The organism is Candidatus Devosia phytovorans, assembly GCA_029202405.1.
Taxonomy (GTDB): Bacteria; Pseudomonadota; Alphaproteobacteria; order Rhizobiales; family Devosiaceae; genus Devosia; species Devosia phytovorans.
The window spans coordinates 235136-249676 of record CP119312.1 but is presented as its reverse complement, the minus strand read 5'-3'; the positions used below and the strand labels follow the sequence as shown (position 1 = coordinate 249676).

At 63.5% G+C, this 14541-nt stretch carries 16 protein-coding genes; all 16 read right to left on the bottom strand.

Features of this window, described 5'->3' with window-relative positions; genetic code table 11:
• Positions 1-95 precede the first annotated feature (95 nt).
• The 16 genes from ftsH to ruvC all read right to left on the bottom strand — a co-directional run bounded on the left by ftsH (position 96) and on the right by ruvC (position 14500).
• Entirely contained in the window at positions 96-2027 is a 1932-nt protein-coding gene (gene ftsH, locus P0Y65_01260) for an ATP-dependent zinc metalloprotease FtsH (protein ID WEK04912.1), read from the bottom strand.
• Positions 2028-2710: 683 nt separating this feature from the next.
• A complete protein-coding gene (gene tilS, locus P0Y65_01255) occupies positions 2711-3973 on the bottom strand; it encodes a tRNA lysidine(34) synthetase TilS (protein ID WEK04911.1) in 1263 nt (420 codons plus the stop codon).
• Positions 3970-4920 (bottom strand): tetratricopeptide repeat protein, encoded by a 951-nt coding sequence (locus tag P0Y65_01250; GenBank protein ID WEK04910.1) that lies wholly within the window; start codon positions 4918-4920, stop codon positions 3970-3972. The genes tilS and P0Y65_01250 overlap by 4 nt, the downstream gene beginning before the upstream one ends.
• Before the next feature lie 251 nt (positions 4921-5171).
• Positions 5172-5627: a peptidoglycan-associated lipoprotein Pal gene (pal, locus tag P0Y65_01245; protein ID WEK06697.1), complete on the bottom strand. Its 456-nt coding sequence runs from the start codon at positions 5625-5627 to the stop codon at positions 5172-5174.
• 292 nt (positions 5628-5919) lie between these two features.
• Complete coding sequence (tolB, locus tag P0Y65_01240; GenBank protein ID WEK04909.1) at positions 5920-7230, bottom strand: Tol-Pal system beta propeller repeat protein TolB; 1311 nt, start codon at positions 7228-7230, stop codon at positions 5920-5922.
• Positions 7231-7374: 144 nt separating this feature from the next.
• Positions 7375-8556, bottom strand: a complete 1182-nt coding sequence (locus P0Y65_01235) for a hypothetical protein (protein ID WEK04908.1) — start codon at positions 8554-8556, stop codon at positions 7375-7377.
• 9 nt (positions 8557-8565) lie between these two features.
• Positions 8566-9012, bottom strand: coding sequence for a biopolymer transporter ExbD (locus P0Y65_01230; GenBank protein WEK04907.1), 447 nt, complete (start codon positions 9010-9012; stop codon positions 8566-8568).
• A gap of 1 nt (position 9013) precedes the next feature.
• Entirely contained in the window at positions 9014-9715 is a 702-nt protein-coding gene (gene tolQ, locus P0Y65_01225; GenBank protein ID WEK06696.1) for a protein TolQ, read from the bottom strand.
• A gap of 219 nt (positions 9716-9934) precedes the next feature.
• Positions 9935-10333, bottom strand: a complete 399-nt coding sequence (locus P0Y65_01220) for a YbgC/FadM family acyl-CoA thioesterase (GenBank protein ID WEK04906.1) — start codon at positions 10331-10333, stop codon at positions 9935-9937.
• On the bottom strand, positions 10330-11139 hold the full coding sequence (locus P0Y65_01215; protein ID WEK04905.1) for a metallophosphoesterase: 810 nt from the start codon (positions 11137-11139) through the stop codon (positions 10330-10332). Before P0Y65_01215 ends, P0Y65_01220 begins: the two co-directional genes overlap by 4 nt.
• Positions 11136-11636, bottom strand: coding sequence for an NUDIX domain-containing protein (locus P0Y65_01210; GenBank protein ID WEK04904.1), 501 nt, complete (start codon positions 11634-11636; stop codon positions 11136-11138). The genes P0Y65_01215 and P0Y65_01210 overlap by 4 nt, the downstream gene beginning before the upstream one ends.
• Positions 11629-12669 carry a Holliday junction branch migration DNA helicase RuvB gene (gene ruvB, locus P0Y65_01205; protein WEK04903.1) on the bottom strand — a complete coding sequence of 347 codons (1041 nt, stop codon included), beginning with the start codon at positions 12667-12669 and terminating at the stop codon, positions 11629-11631. The genes P0Y65_01210 and ruvB overlap by 8 nt, the downstream gene beginning before the upstream one ends.
• Positions 12666-13067 (bottom strand): type II toxin-antitoxin system VapC family toxin, encoded by a 402-nt coding sequence (locus P0Y65_01200; protein WEK04902.1) that lies wholly within the window; start codon positions 13065-13067, stop codon positions 12666-12668. The genes ruvB and P0Y65_01200 overlap by 4 nt, the downstream gene beginning before the upstream one ends.
• The gene (locus tag P0Y65_01195; GenBank protein ID WEK04901.1) at positions 13054-13317 is read right to left on the bottom strand and encodes an AbrB/MazE/SpoVT family DNA-binding domain-containing protein; all 264 of its coding nucleotides are present in this window, start codon (positions 13315-13317) and stop codon (positions 13054-13056) included. The genes P0Y65_01200 and P0Y65_01195 overlap by 14 nt, the downstream gene beginning before the upstream one ends.
• A gap of 62 nt (positions 13318-13379) precedes the next feature.
• Positions 13380-13997, bottom strand: a complete 618-nt coding sequence (gene ruvA, locus P0Y65_01190; GenBank protein ID WEK04900.1) for a Holliday junction branch migration protein RuvA — start codon at positions 13995-13997, stop codon at positions 13380-13382.
• On the bottom strand, positions 13994-14500 hold the full coding sequence (ruvC, locus tag P0Y65_01185) for a crossover junction endodeoxyribonuclease RuvC (protein ID WEK04899.1): 507 nt from the start codon (positions 14498-14500) through the stop codon (positions 13994-13996). Before ruvC ends, ruvA begins: the two co-directional genes overlap by 4 nt.
• Positions 14501-14541: the final 41 nt, after the last annotated feature.

The window sequence follows — 14541 nt, the reverse complement described above, 5'->3', positions numbered from 1 at the left end:
GGTCGCGCTGGATAATACCACTTCTGCGCCCCATAGCGGAATTCGCCACAACGCAAAAGGGCCGCCTCGCGGCGGCCCCCAATTCTTGATCAGTGTCAGCTGTTTGGCTGCGGTTCCAGGCCGGGCTCCGGCGGCGCGTCGGGGCGCTTCTTGCCCGACTTGCCGGCCGAAGGAACACCAGTGGCCTTGGTCGACGGGCCCGAGTCGTCGGGGCGAGTCGGCTGCTGGCCATCCATCAGGGCGCGGAGTTCGTCGCCGGTCAGCGTCTCGAACTCGAGCAGCGCCTGGGCAATGGCTTCCCACTGGTCGTGATAGGTAGTGAGAATATCCTTGGCGGATGTCTCGCCATCCTCGATCAGCTTGCGCACTTCCTGATCGATGATCTTGGCCGTATCGTCGGACATGTGCTGGGACTGCGTCACCGAATGGCCGAGGAAGACTTCCTGGTCGTTCGACTTGTAGCGCACGCGGCCGAGCTTTTCGCTCATGCCCCATTCCATCACCATCGAGCGCGCCAGGCTGGTCGCCATCTGGATGTCGCCCGAGGCACCGCTCGTCACCTTTTCCGGACCGAACTTGATGATCTCGGCCTCGCGGCCGCCGAACAGCATGGTGAGACGGGCCAGCGCCTTTTCGCGGGAGAAGGAATAGGTGTCGCTCTCGGGCAGTGTCATCACCATGCCCAGCGCACGGCCGCGCGGAATGATCGTTGCCTTGTGGATCGGGTCGATGCCGGCAACCTTGAGCGCGATGATGGCGTGGCCAGCTTCGTGATAGGCGGTCAGCTTCTTTTCGTCCTGCGACATGGCCATGGTGCGGCGCTCGGCGCCCATCATGATCTTGTCCTTGGCGTCTTCGAATTCCTGATGCGTGACGAAGCGCTTGTTCTTGCGCGCGGCCATCAGAGCCGCCTCGTTGACGAGGTTCATCAGGTCAGCACCGGAGAAGCCGGGGGTACCGCGGGCCAGGACCTTGAGATCCACGTCTGGCGCCAGCGGCACCTTACGGACGTGAACCTTGAGAACCTTCTCGCGGCCCGAGACGTCGGGGTTCGGCACGACGACCTGACGGTCGAAACGGCCGGGACGCAACAGAGCAGGATCGAGAACGTCGGGACGGTTGGTCGCGGCGATCAGAATGATGCCTTCATTGGCCTCGAAGCCATCCATCTCGACCAGCAGCTGGTTGAGGGTCTGTTCGCGTTCGTCGTTACCGCCACCAAGACCGGCGCCGCGCTGGCGACCGACGGCGTCGATTTCGTCGATGAAGATGATGCAGGGTGCGTTCTTCTTGGCCTGTTCGAACATATCGCGAACGCGCGATGCACCAACACCGACGAACATTTCGACAAAGTCCGAACCCGAAATGGTGAAGAAAGGCACATTGGCTTCGCCGGCAACCGAACGGGCCAGCAGCGTCTTACCGGTACCCGGAGGGCCGACGAGCAGCACGCCACGCGGGATACGACCGCCCAGGCGCTGGAACTTGCCGGGATCGCGCAGAAATTCGACGATTTCCTCGAGGTCCTGCTTGGCTTCGTCCACGCCGGCGACGTCTTCGAATGTCACCTTGCCATGGGTTTCGGTCAGCAGCTTGGCGCGCGACTTGCCAAAGCCCATGGCGCCGCCGCGGCCACCGCCCTGCATCTGCCGTATGAAGAAGAACCACACGCCGATGATGACGATGAAGGGCAGCCAGGAGCTGAGCAGGATCGACCAGAACGGGCTCGATTCGGGCGCCTGCGCCGTGATCGAGACATTCTTGCTCTCGAGGCGCGGCAACACGTCATTGGCGCCTTCGGGAAGCGTCGTTTCGAAGCGCGTACCATCGCGCATCACACCGGACACGACATTGTTGACGAAGGTCACGCTGGTGACGCTGCCGGCATCCACATCGGACACGAACTGGCTGTAGCTCTTGTCGGAGACCGAAATAGAACGCGTCGACGACTGGAAGACCTGGAACAGGCCCATCAGCATGAAGAGTATGACGAGCCAGATGGCGAAGTTGCGGAAGTTGCCGTTCATCAATCCTGTCCAGTGAATGCAGCGCAATCATGCGCGGCGCGATGGCCGAATGTATGTCCGGCATTGGGGCGTTACAAGGGCACGACCTGCTGTCGTTTGCACCTCTCGTCCAGTCATAATGTCGCGATTGGGTTAATACGCGGTGCGCGGGGATTGGTTCCAGACTGTCGCAGGCCTGTGCCGCGCCTCAGGACCACCTGACCCCGGGTCGTCAATCCGAAATACAGGCGGTCCCCCTGGGCGTGCCAATTCGCCGTTCGGCCAATTGGCGTCGCGGTTACACGGGTAATGGGCGGCCTTCGAGCCAAGAACTACTAGTAAAGTACGGCCCAAGGGCCGCCCATCACGGTCTGGAGTTTCCTCACCGGGTCCGGAACTCGACCGAGACTATTGTTGCAAGTCCGGTCGCCGACTTTCTGCCCGGCCAAATGGGCGCCCCCATCTCCAGCCTTCCCATCCGGCCCTGCGTCGGGGCCGCGTGAATGACGGGAATGGGTGAATTATGCGGCCGGCTGCAGGGGTATAGGAAAACTATTTTTGGATTTGGTCGTAAGGGACTGACGGGGAAGGAATAAAACTGTTGGCATGCAGGACATGAGCCACAAGACGGATGTCTAGCGGTGCTTGCTCTCCCGTTTTCGGGAGAGGGAGCGGCACGCAGGATGGCTCGCGCGGGCTCGCAGTCAGTCGATCAACAATTGCACCGTGATCCGGTCGTCGAACGACCAGCCGCCCAATGACAGCACGCCGCCCTGCGCATCGCGCACAATGGGCGCGGTGCGGATGGCTTCGGCCGGAGCAGTGACCTTGAAGCCCAAAAACTCTTCCAGGCGATGGCGCGGTAAATAGTCGGCCACCGAGGCGGTGAGGCCCGTCTCGTCCGAGCCATTGACGATGCGGAAGCGCTCGTCCCAGACCAGCGTGCCATGGGGCAGGAGGATCTCGTCCTGTGGCAGCGCCCTGCCCGGCTCACGCGCCACGGCAATGGCGCCATCCTTGAGCCGGACGACACAGCCCAGCACCGTGGTCGACTTGGCCAGCGCATCCGAAGCGATCGACTGGCGCAGGCGCTCGACCTGCCCAAGCGCGCGCGGCTTCTGCCGGCCGCCGACGATGTTGAGCACGCGCCCCAGGAGCCGCGTCGAAATGGCCGGGCTGAGACCGATGAAGGGCGCCAGCTCGATCCGCGCCGCGCCAAAACCATCGAGACGTACGATCTCGGCAAAACAGCCATCGGCCATCTGCGCAATCGCCGCGTCGGCCTCGGCCATGCGTTCGGCAAAGACCGATAGCGCCGCAGCATCGAGCCCCAACGCCGACAGTTGCGGCATGGCCTGGCGCCAGCGCACGCGCTCGTAGTACGGATCAATGTTTGAGGGATCCTCCGCCGGCACCAGCCCGGCTGCCAGCACCATGTCGCGCAACACGGCAGGATCGGCACCGAGCAGCGGCCGATGCACGCGCACGCCCTCGACCTCGGCCATGGCTGCCATGCCCTTGAGACCCTCGATGCCGCTGCCATGCGCCATGCGCATCAGCACCGTCTCGGCCTGGTCCTGCCGATGATGCGCGGTGAGCAGCACCGCGGCGCCATCTTCGGCCATCGCCGCCCCCATCAGCCGGTAGCGCGTCAGCCGCGCTGCCTCCTGCAGACCGCTGCGCGGCTTTGTGCCAGTCCAGGCGAGGTCACGGGCAGCCAATCCAAGCGCTGTGGCGCTCTCCAGCACCATGAGGACCTCGGCAGCGGCTTCAGGCCGCAACCCGTGATCGACAGAATAGACGGTGATTTTTGGTGGGTTGGCCCGGTTCGCCGCCCAGCGCTGTGCCAGCAGCATCAGCGCCAGACTGTCAGCGCCGCCCGAAACGGCCAGGGCGATGGCGGGTTGATCCGCCACCGCCGCAAAAAGAGCCTCGAGCTCCTCTGGCGTTACCAGGCCCGGCGTCATGCCGGCGGGCACTGCGCCCGGGTCTTTTCGGCCGCGAGGCGTCCGGCGACATCTTCTGCCAGGCTCGGATAACTGGCATCCACCTGGGCAAAGGTCCGGCAGGCCACATCCCGTTCGCCGGCGCCCGACATGGACGCCCCGAGCTTGACCAGCAGTTCGGCTGCACGCGCGCCCTGCGGATCCTTCTGATAGGCTTCGAGCAGCACATCTGCCGCCTCGTTATAGGCCTGCCGCTGCAACAAGGCGTCACCGAGGAAATTGGCGGCGTCTGCGGCCCGCGGGCTGTCGGGATAAAGATCGAGAAACTGGCCGAACTGCTCTTCGGCAAATTCATAATCGCCCGACGCCATGGCCTCGTAGCCGGCCGTGAACTGGGCATCCTCGTCGCCACGGCCCTCGGCCGAGGCCGCCGGATCATAGCTGAGGTTGAGCGGCTGGCCCGTCGTGAGGTCAACGCCACCGGTCGCGCCCGTTCCCACCAAGGGATCGCTGGAATTGCCCACGTCATCCATGGGCGCCGAACCGTCATCATAGGTCGGATCGAATTCGATCTCGCCGGGCAGTGGCTGCACGCCCTGTTCCGGAATTTCGGTCATCGGGGCAATTTCGGGCCGTGCGGTTTGGTCCTGCGGCAACGCCTCGGGCTGCGTCACGCCGCCCGGTTGGGTTGCCGCATCAGTTTTTCCCCCAGCACCACCTTCCAGCGCCTGGAAGCGGAATTCATTGTCTTCCTGCATGCGGTTGAGGATTTCCTGCATCTGCGTCAGCTGGAAGGTCAGGCCTTCGATCTGCCCGTTCTGCGAACGCAGCTGCTCCTCGAGCTGCTGGATGCGCACCAGCAGCTGTGCGCTGTCGCCAGCCTGGGCGACATGCACGCGAATGGGCTCTGCATTGGTATAGGTCAGGCCGCCCAGCTCGGCAGGCGGCATGGGGTTTTGGGCAGCCATGCCCGGAACGGTGATCCCGAGAGCAACGGCAACTGCGCAGAGCGCAACTTTTCCCCCTCGCAGAAATGACGATAACTTCAAAACCAACGCCTCCGATGCGCGCATGACAATCGTCCCAACATGGTGCCGATGACGCTGCGGATAAAGGCCAATTTGGTCAAAAAGAAAGCGCCCGGGCCAAATAATGGCTCCAGGCGCTCTTGCCTCCAGTTTGCACTGGATCGCTTCGGCCCCGAAGGACCGGTTTTGGATTACTGCACCACAGTAACCGCACGGCGGTTCTGTGACCAGCAGGAAATATCATTACAGATCGCAACCGGGCGTTCCTTGCCGAAGGACTGCGACGTGATGCGCTGCTGGTTGACGCCCTTGGAAACGAGGTAGTTGACCACGATCGAGGCGCGACGGGCGCCCAAGGCGATATTGTATTCGCGGGTACCGCGCTCGTCGGCATGGCCTTCGATCATGATACGGTAGTTCTGATACTGGTTGAGCCAGGCAGCCTGCTTGTCCAGCGTGGCCGAAGCTTCAGCGGTCAGCGAGCTGGAATCGGTTTCGAAGAACACGCGGTCTCCGACCGAAACCAGGAATTCCTGCTGGCTGCCCGGAGCGCCACCGCCCGGACCGACATTGCCCACGCCGGTGAGGCCGACATTGTCATTGGGGTTACGCGCACAGGCTGCGATGACCAGTACGAAAAGCAGCATGGCGGCAGAGCGCAATGCGGTGTTGATGTGTGCGGTGTTCACCACGGTTAGCTCCTGAGAAGGCGACAATCTTAAGCAGGGCATTTACCGCGCTTAGTCTTAAGGCCGGGTTTTCCGCTATGGTTAATCTTGTCCTATTCGGGCGCCAATATGGCGGGATTCCGGGCTTTTTCGCCCTGATGCAATTGCGCCACAGCGCCAATCGTGATCGCGTTAAGGTTACTGGCAGCGGACCTTCAAGACCCTCAAACACGAACCCCACCGTCTTGCCGACGATGGGGTTCAAGGATGCTTACGAACGCAGGCCCGACCACGCCGGGTCGGAAGCATAGCTCTCGGTGGGGATGGTGAGCAGGTTCCGGCCCCAGATATCGACGCTCATCAGTTTGGGGCCGTCATTGCCGCCCGGATCCTGGAAGAACATGATGACGCGGCCATTGGGTGCCCAGGTCGGGCCCTCGGCGTGGAAGCTGGTGTAGAGCATGCGCTCATTGCTGCCGTCGGGGCTCATGACGCCGATGTTGAACTGGCCGCCCGACTGGCGGGTGAAGGCGATGAGATCGCCTGTCGGTGCCCAGACCGGGGTCGAATAGCTGCCCTGGCCGAAGCTGATGCGCTGCGCATTGCCACCCGAAGCACCCATCATGTAAATCTGCGGCGAGCCGCCACGATCGCTTTCGAAAATGATCCGGCTGCCGTCGGGCGAATAGGACGGGCCGGTATCGATGGCTGCGCCCGAGGTCAGCTGCGTCGGCTGGCCGCCACCGGTGCCAACCGAATAGATATTGGTCGCGCCGGCCTGTTCCACCGAAAAGGCCACCGTGCCGCCATCGGGCGAAAAGCGCGGCGCAAAGGTCATGGCGCCGACATTGGCCAGCCGCTGCTGGCGGCCGGTCGAGAGCTGCAGCAGGTAGACCTGCGGATTGCCTTCGGCGAAATTCATATAGGTGACCATGTCGCCATTGGGCGAAAAGCGCGGCGTCAGCGCCATCGTCGAGCCATCAGTCAGATACTGCGCATTGGCGCCGTCCTGGTCCATGATGGCGAGACGACGGACGCGGTTGGCCTTGGGGCCGCTTTCGGCCGTGTAGATGACGCGGGTGTCGAAATAGCCCGTGCCACCGCTCAGCGCCGCATAGATGGCGTCGGAAATGATATGGGCGATGCGGCGGGACGAGCTCGGATCGGTATTGTAGCTCGAGCCGACCACCTGGGCCGCCTGCTGCGTATCCCAGACGCGGACCGATGCGGAGATCGTGCCGCCGCGCTCCACCGCACCCATCACCACGCCATCGACATTGGCGGTGCGCCAGATGTTGAAGTCGGGCGTATTGTTGACGTCGCCCACCTGCACCGGCAGCGAGGCCGGCTCGAGCGGCAGGAACAGGCCCGAACGGCGCAGGTTGTTGCGCACGATATCGGCAATCTCGCGCCCGAAAGTCGGGTCGGACGAGGCAAAATCGGGAATGGCGATCGGCAGCGGCTGGAAATTGGCGCCTTCGACGACGATGCGCAGCTGCGCCATCGCGAGGGACGAGCCGGCCAGCATTGCCCCGCCGGCAAGGCCGAGCTTGAGCGCATTGCGCCTTGTGATCAGGGTCATTTTACGTCTCCATACGCAACGCCAGCCGCATTCTGCGCACCGGGCGTGACAATTCAAGGTCAGCTTTGCAAAGCGATTGCGGGCATTTTGCGATTGCCCCCCGCCATTGCGACAAAGAGATAGCGGCCAGTCGGTTCCACACCATCATGGACGCAGTTCCACTTCGATGGTCCGCCACTCGTCATAGGCGTCCGCCGACAGCATTTCATAGGGACCGCACTGGGCGACCGCACGCTGCGCGGCACGGGCAATGGCGCCACCCGCCGGCGAAGAGTCGGCCGAGATGATCTGCGAGTTGGCGACCGAGCGATCCTGGTTCATCGTCACGCGCAGCGTGACATTGAGACCGCTGTTGATGTCGCTGGGCAGCAGGTTCCAGCAGGTCTTGATCCTCGCCACGAGCCCATCGATCGCCGACTGGCTGAGCCGCGCCGACGTGCCGGTGGTATCGCCCAGCGTCGGCGTACCGCCCTGCCCCGTCGTGCCACCGGTGGTGCGATCGGTGTTGATGATCGCCGAAATATCGTCGGCCAGCGAAGCATCGATCTGCGGCGTCGGCTGCGGACGATTGGTCTGCGTCGGCGTGGGCGGCTGTTGCTGCTGCTGTTGGGCGGCGGCCTGGCGCTGGCGCTCTTCTTCCTCGCGACGACGGCGCTCGGCCTCGGCCGCCGCGAACTGCTGACGCAGCTGCGCAAGGTTGCTCGGGCGTGACGCCGGTGTGGGCGCAGCCACGGTCGGCTCAGCCGGTTCTGGCGTCGGCTCGGGCGGCGTGGGCTCCGGGGTCGGCTCGGGCGTGGGTTCGGGCACAGGCTCGGGAGCCGGCTCTGGCGTCGGCGTGGGGGTTGGCGTCGGCGCCGGCTGCGGGCGGGTCTGCGGCACGGGCGGCTGCGGCGTCGGGGTGGGCGGGGGCGGCGTGGGTTCTGGAGCCGGGGCAGGTTCGGGCGCAGGCGTCGGTTCGGGAGCCGGTTCGGGCTCGGGTTCCGGCTGCGGCTCGGGCACGGACTCGGGGGCCGGCGCGGTATTGGTCACCGGCGCCGGTGTCGGGATATCGGCCGGCGACGGGGTCGGCTGGTCTTCTTCGGTATTGCCCGTTGGCTGGGCGATCTCGGCGGGCTGGTCGTCCTCGACGATGGAGGGTGTATTGGTCTCGACGATTTCGCTGTCGAGCTGACCGGCACGAATGTTGGAATATTCCTCGATCGGCACCAGATCGACCGAGATCGCCTCGACGGCAGGCGTCAGCGGCTCGGCAAACCCCAGGTTGATGAGGCCGATGCACAGAACCGCGATATGGGCCGCAATCGAGACGGTTACGCCAACACGCATCGGACTGGACTACTGCTCGGGCTGCGTTATGAGGCCGATCTTGGAAAAGCCTCCGGCGGAGAGAAGACCCATAACGCGCATCACCGCGCCATAGTTGGCGCTGGTATCGCCGCGCAGGAAGATGCGGTCCTCGGCACCGTTGACGCCACGGGCAGTGAGCTCGGCAATGAGCTGGTTTTCCGCCACGGGATCATTGTCGATGAAGACGGCACCCTCGGGCGTCACGCCCACGGTGATCGGATCGGCCTGATTGGGCAGCGCGGCAGCGGCCGAGCTCGGCAGGTCGAGCGGCACGCCGGCGGTCATCATCGGCGCGGCCACCATGAAGATGATCAGCAGCACCAGCATGACGTCGACCATTGGCGTGATGTTGATCTCGCTCATCACCGCTTTCTTGCGGCCACGACGACGGCGTCCGCCGCCCCCGCCACCACCGCTGGATACACCCATTCCCATCTTAGTGCTTCCGCGCTTCGAGCTGGCGGCTGAGGATGGTCGAGAACTCGTCGGCAAAGCCTTCGAGGCGCCCGGTCAGCTTGCCGGCATCGGCACTGAGCTTGTTATAGGCGATAACCGCCGGGATAGCGGCGACGAGGCCAATAGCCGTGGCGAACAGCGCCTCGGCGATCGGGCCGGCCACGACGGCAAGGCTGGTGTTGGAAGAGGCGGCAATGGCGGTAAAGGCATTCATGATGCCCCAGACCGTACCGAAAAGACCGATGAACGGGCCAGCCGAACCGACGGTCGCCAGGAACCCGAGGCGCTTTTCCAGCACGTCGCTTTCGCGCGCAATCGCCACATCGAGCACCTTGTCGAGACGCTGCTGCATGCCGACAAAGCTGGCTGCGTTCTGCTCGTGGCTGCGCTTCCATTCCTTCATGGCGGCGACGAACACCGCACCCAGCCCGCCGGAGGGCTTTTCGGCCTGCTGCTGATAGAGTTCTTCCAGCGACTGACCGGACCAAAAGGTCCGCTCGAACTTGTTCATTTCGCTCGTCATGCGGCGATAGGTGATCGACTTGTCGATGATGATGGCCCAGCACCAGACCGAAGCTGCAACCAGGCCCAGCATGACGGACTTGACGATCCAGTCTGCGGCCCAGAACAGGCCCCAGATGGACAAGTCGGCATGAGGGGCGGCTGCCACTGCAGCATCCATGGCTTCCATGTAGTGAATCCTTTTCGGCCCGGTTCCTGCACCCGACCCATGCTCAGGCGATGGGATCGAAATCTGTCAAAATTAAGAGAAATGCCCGGCAAACCGGCCCTGTGCGGGCTGCCTGACGGACACGTGTTCGCTTTGCCTCAATTATGGTCAAGGACTGGTTAACAAAAGGAGTCGGCGCGCTATTGCATCGATCACACTTGTGCGGGCGATTTATGCCGACTTGCCAAAGCGCTCGATGATGAGCCGGGGCATGCGCGCCGCGCCGCCCGAGGTCTTGATGGCCACCACCATGACTTTCGCCCGCGTCAGCACCACTTCGCCGCGCAATATAGTCTGGTCGAGCGTCAGCCGCGCGCCGGTGATCGCGTCAACCTCGGTGATCACCGTCAGCAGATCATCGATATGGGCGGCGCCATCGAAGGAAATCTCCATCGAGCGCACGGCAAAGGCAATGCCCTCTGCCGCCAGTTCTGAGTGATGGATGCCCTCGTCGCGCAAAAATTCCGTGCGGCCACGCTCGAAGAATTTGAGATAGGCCGCATGATAGACATTGCCGGAAAAATCGGTGTCTTCGTAATAGATCCGGACGGGAAAGCTGTGCCGGGTCACGCTGCACCTCCCAGCTCGAGCAGCACGATTTCCTGGCTGGTGGCAAAGCGCACCGGCCAGCCCGAATAGCCCAGGCCCGACGAAACGATCAGGTGCCGGCCCTCTTCCACCACATGCCCATAGACATAGCGGCTGCCGTATAGCGAGGGGACGACGGGTGTGCGGCCGAACAGCTTGATCTGCCCGCCATGGGTATGACCCGAAAGGGTCAGCGCCACCCGGTTCGGGACCTTTGGAAAGATGTCGGGCTCATGCGCCATCAGCAGGATTGGCGCATCGTCGGTGACCTGCGCCAGCGTGCCATCGAGGTCTTCGATCCCCAGGCCGGGCATTTCATAGGGCATGCCGCGCCGGTGAAAGGCACGCTGGTCGCCCAGCCCTGCCAGCCAGAACGCCTTGCCGCCATGCGCGATGCGCTGACTGCGATTGACATGGACCTCGACGCCCGCTTCGCGCAATGCGTCAATAGCCACCACCTCGCCGGCCAGAACCTGCTCACGGGTGTAGTGATCGTAATCATGATTGCCCATCACCGCATGGACGCCCAGCGGCGCAGCAAACCCGGCGAAAGCGTCAACCAGTTCGGCCCGCGTCAACTCGCGGCTGAAGCGCGGACCGCCGACGAAATCGCCCAGCAGCAGGATGATGTCCGGCTCGAGCGCCATCGCCTGCTCGCCGATGCGGTGGATCATCCCTGCATTCATGAAGGGCCAGCAGCCGTGGAAATCGCTGAGCACGGCGACCCGTAGCTTGAGGTCACCCGGCCAATTCGGCAGCGCCGGGGCATATCGCGTAACGACCGTCACGGCGTTGCTTCGCGGAAAATGACATGGGCCGGTGTGTTGGCAAGGCCGCGTAACCGCTCGGGCAACCAGGGCGGCAGCAGGCGCGCCTTGCTCAGCGCATCGCCTTCGAGCGGCAGCCAGGAAAACTGCAGCACATGCCCCTCATCCTCGCGCACGAGGAAAGGCTGCAACCCGCCGGGCCGGACGTCTTCAGGCAGTTCGATCGCATAGATGAAACCGAGTTCGTGATAGCGGTCACCCTCGCGGCCGTAGAAGCTTTCGGAGGTGAACAGCAGATCGCCCACCGCAACGGGCATGACCAGTTCCTCGGCCATCTCGCGCACCAGCGCCACATCGCTCGGTTCGCCCATTTCCACGCGCCCACCGGGCAGCATGCAGTAATCGTCCTCGTCCTCGCGGCAGACCAGAACATGGCCGTCGCGAATGGCAGCCCCAGCAACGCGATAATTGAACCGCGTGCCGCCGACCGGAAAACTCAGCACGACCCGTTCACTCATCGCTCGACTCCTCGAACAGGCTTTGCTGTGTGCCGACAAAGCCCTGCGGCACGCCACGCCCCAGATGCTGGAAGGCGGCACCGGTCAGCATGCGCCCGCGCGGCGTGCGCTGGATGAAGCCCTGCTGGATCAGGTAGGGCTCGACGATTTCCTCCAGCGCATCGCGCGGTTCGCTCAGTGCCGCAGCAATGGTCTCGATGCCGACCGGCCCGCCATTGTAGAAATCGGCAATGGTCGTCAGATAGCGCCGATCGAGCTGGTCGAGCCCGCGCGCATCAACATCGAGCCGCAACAGCGCCTTGTCGGCAATCGTCCGGTTGATCTCTTTCGCGCCGTCCACCAGCGCAAAATCGGTTACCCGGCGCAACAGCCGGCCGGCAATACGCGGCGTGCCGCGCGAGCGCCGCGCGATCTCCATCGCGCCATCGGGCGCCATCGGCATGCCAAGCAGGCGCGCGCCGCGCTGCACGATCAGAACCAGTTCCTCGGGCGTATAGAAATTGAGCCGCACCGGAATGCCGAAGCGATCGCGCAGCGGCGTGGTCAGCAGGCCAGCGCGCGTCGTCGCCCCGACCAGGGTGAATTTGGCCAGGTCGATCCGCACCGAACGCGCCGCGGGGCCTTCGCCGATGATCAGATCGAGCTGGAAATCCTCCATCGCCGGATAGAGCACTTCCTCGATCGCTGGATTGAGCCGGTGGATCTCGTCGATGAACAGCACGTCGCGCTCTTCGAGATTGGTCAGCAGTGCCGCAAGGTCCCCCGCCTTGGCGATCACCGGGCCGGACGTGGCCCGGAACCCGACCCCCAGCTCGCGCGAGATGATCTGCGCCAATGTGGTCTTGCCCAGGCCCGGCGGCCCGACGAACAGCACATGGTCGAGCGCCGCCCCGCGCTGCTTGGCCGCCTTGATGAAGACTTCGAGGTTCGCCCGCGCCGCCGCCTGCCCGACAAATTCGGAAAAGCCGGACGGGCGCAGAGAGACATCGAGACTGTCGTCACGGCCGGCTTCGGGAGAGGTCAGATCGGTCAAAGGTAGGTCTCCGCTGGCGTCATACCTGCCAGCTTTTGTGCATCTTGGTCAAAGGTCACCGTCGTTACACAGCCCGCCTTCGCGTTCATCAGCGAGATCAGTGCGTCGGCTAGATCACACTCTGCTTCTACCGCTTCGGCGATAGCCTGCTCGATCAGTGGCGACTGTTCCACGGAGAAGTCATTGCTTTGCAGCAAACGGCGGCAGACTTCAAAGACATCATGCGAGGGCCACCGCTTGACCTTGCGCAACACCCAGACAAGCTCAATCAAGACGATCAGAGTGACACGTATGGGCTGGTTGCTATCCCTGGTGATAATTTCATGGGCCAATGTCGCCTGAGCTTCATCGTCCCGGGTGATGAAACGCACGAGAAGATTGGTATCAACGCCCAGCACGGATCCGCTCTTCGTCTTCCGCCAATGCAGCTGCGAATGCCTCGTCTTCCTCCTTAGGCGTCATCGCCTTGTCGTCCGGCCTATGCAGCATGCCGTAAAGCTCCGTGGCGCGCACATTGCGAGGCCTCAGAGTGTAGACCCCGCCTTGCTTGACGATGTCCACCTTATCGCCCGGCTTGAGTCCAAGCTCGTCACGGACATCCTTGGGCAAGGTCATCTGCCCCTTGCTGGTCATCGTTGCACTGGCCATGACAATCATCCAATTCCTTACCAAGCAAAGATAGTAAGGAAAACAAAGGTACGCAAGGAATTCTACTGGCTCAATTCCCGCAGCCCCAGCCGGATCAGCTTCTCCGTTGGCACGCCTTCGCCCTCACGCGCCACGATCCGGGCCAGCGCCGCAGAGGCCTGGGCGCTGGAATAGCCGAGATTGGTGAGCGCCGAGACCGCATCGGCAATCGCGCTCGGTGCCACGCCTTCGCTCAGAGCTGCCTGCAGGCCCAGCGTGCCGGAATCGATCCCCGGACCAGACGGTACCTTGCCCTTGAGTTCGGTGAGCAGGCGCACGGCAAGCTTGGGGCCGACGCCGTTGGCCCGACCGATCATCGCCTTGTCCTGCAGCGCGATGGCGCTGGAGATTTCCGCCGGCGCCAGCGCCGAGAGGATGGCCAGCGCGACGCGCGCGCCAACCCCCTGCACGGTTAGCAGTAGGTTGAACCAACCCTTTTCGCTCTCGCTGGCAAAGCCATAGAGGCGGATCATATCCTCGCGCACGATTGTTTCGATGAAGACCACCGCTGCCTCGCCGACGCGCGGCAGGGTCTGCAGCGTGCGGCTGGAACAGAAGGCCTCGTAGCAGACGCCCCCGCAGTCGATCAGCACGAAATCGTCGCCGAAACTGTCTACCAGACCCTTGAGCTTGCCGATCATGCCAGGGCCCTCAAGCGCTGGCTGGCCACACGGTGATGTGCATGGCATATCGCAATCGCCAGGGCATCGGCCGCATCGGGCCCCTTGAAGTCGGCGGCCGGCATCAGGGTCTTGACCATCAATGCCACCTGCCCCTTTTCTGCATGGCCGGTCCCGACCACGGATTTTTTCACGAGATTGGCGGCATATTCCGCCACCGGAAGGCCGCGCGCCGCCGGCGTGAGCAGCGCCACGCCACGCGCCTGGCCCAGGATCAGCGCCGAGCGCACTCCGGCATTGACGAACGTCTCTTCCACTGCCGCCTCATGGGGCACGAAACGATCGAGCACATCGCCCAGGGCTGTGAACAACAGTGACAGCCGTTCGGCCAGCGACAGATCGACTGGCGGCGTTACCGTACCGCTCGCCACATAACTCAGCCGGTTGCCCTGGCTCTCAATGACGCCCCAGCCACAACGGCGCAGGCCGGGGTCGATGCCGATGATTCGCACGGATGCATTCATGCGCCAATCCTTATTCAACGGCGGCCAGCCTACCAAGCACA

Coding starts and splice junctions, on each gene's coding strand:
- ftsH (WEK04912.1), bottom strand. CDS start 2,027: ATGAACGGCAACTTCCGCAACTTCGCCATCTGGCTCGTCATACTCTTC.
- tilS (WEK04911.1), bottom strand. CDS start 3,973: ATGACGCCGGGCCTGGTAACGCCAGAGGAGCTCGAGGCTCTTTTTGCG.
- P0Y65_01250 (WEK04910.1), bottom strand. CDS start 4,920: ATGGCTGCCCAAAACCCCATGCCGCCTGCCGAGCTGGGCGGCCTGACC.
- pal (WEK06697.1), bottom strand. CDS start 5,627: ATGCTGCTTTTCGTACTGGTCATCGCAGCCTGTGCGCGTAACCCCAAT.
- tolB (WEK04909.1), bottom strand. CDS start 7,230: ATGACCCTGATCACAAGGCGCAATGCGCTCAAGCTCGGCCTTGCCGGC.
- P0Y65_01235 (WEK04908.1), bottom strand. CDS start 8,556: ATGCGTGTTGGCGTAACCGTCTCGATTGCGGCCCATATCGCGGTTCTG.
- P0Y65_01230 (WEK04907.1), bottom strand. CDS start 9,012: ATGGGAATGGGTGTATCCAGCGGTGGTGGCGGGGGCGGCGGACGCCGT.
- tolQ (WEK06696.1), bottom strand. CDS start 9,715: ATGGATGCTGCAGTGGCAGCCGCCCCTCATGCCGACTTGTCCATCTGG.
- P0Y65_01210 (WEK04904.1), bottom strand. CDS start 11,636: ATGAGTGAACGGGTCGTGCTGAGTTTTCCGGTCGGCGGCACGCGGTTC.
- P0Y65_01195 (WEK04901.1), bottom strand. CDS start 13,317: ATGGCCAGTGCAACGATGACCAGCAAGGGGCAGATGACCTTGCCCAAG.
- ruvA (WEK04900.1), bottom strand. CDS start 13,997: ATGATCGGCAAGCTCAAGGGTCTGGTAGACAGTTTCGGCGACGATTTC.
- ruvC (WEK04899.1), bottom strand. CDS start 14,500: ATGAATGCATCCGTGCGAATCATCGGCATCGACCCCGGCCTGCGCCGT.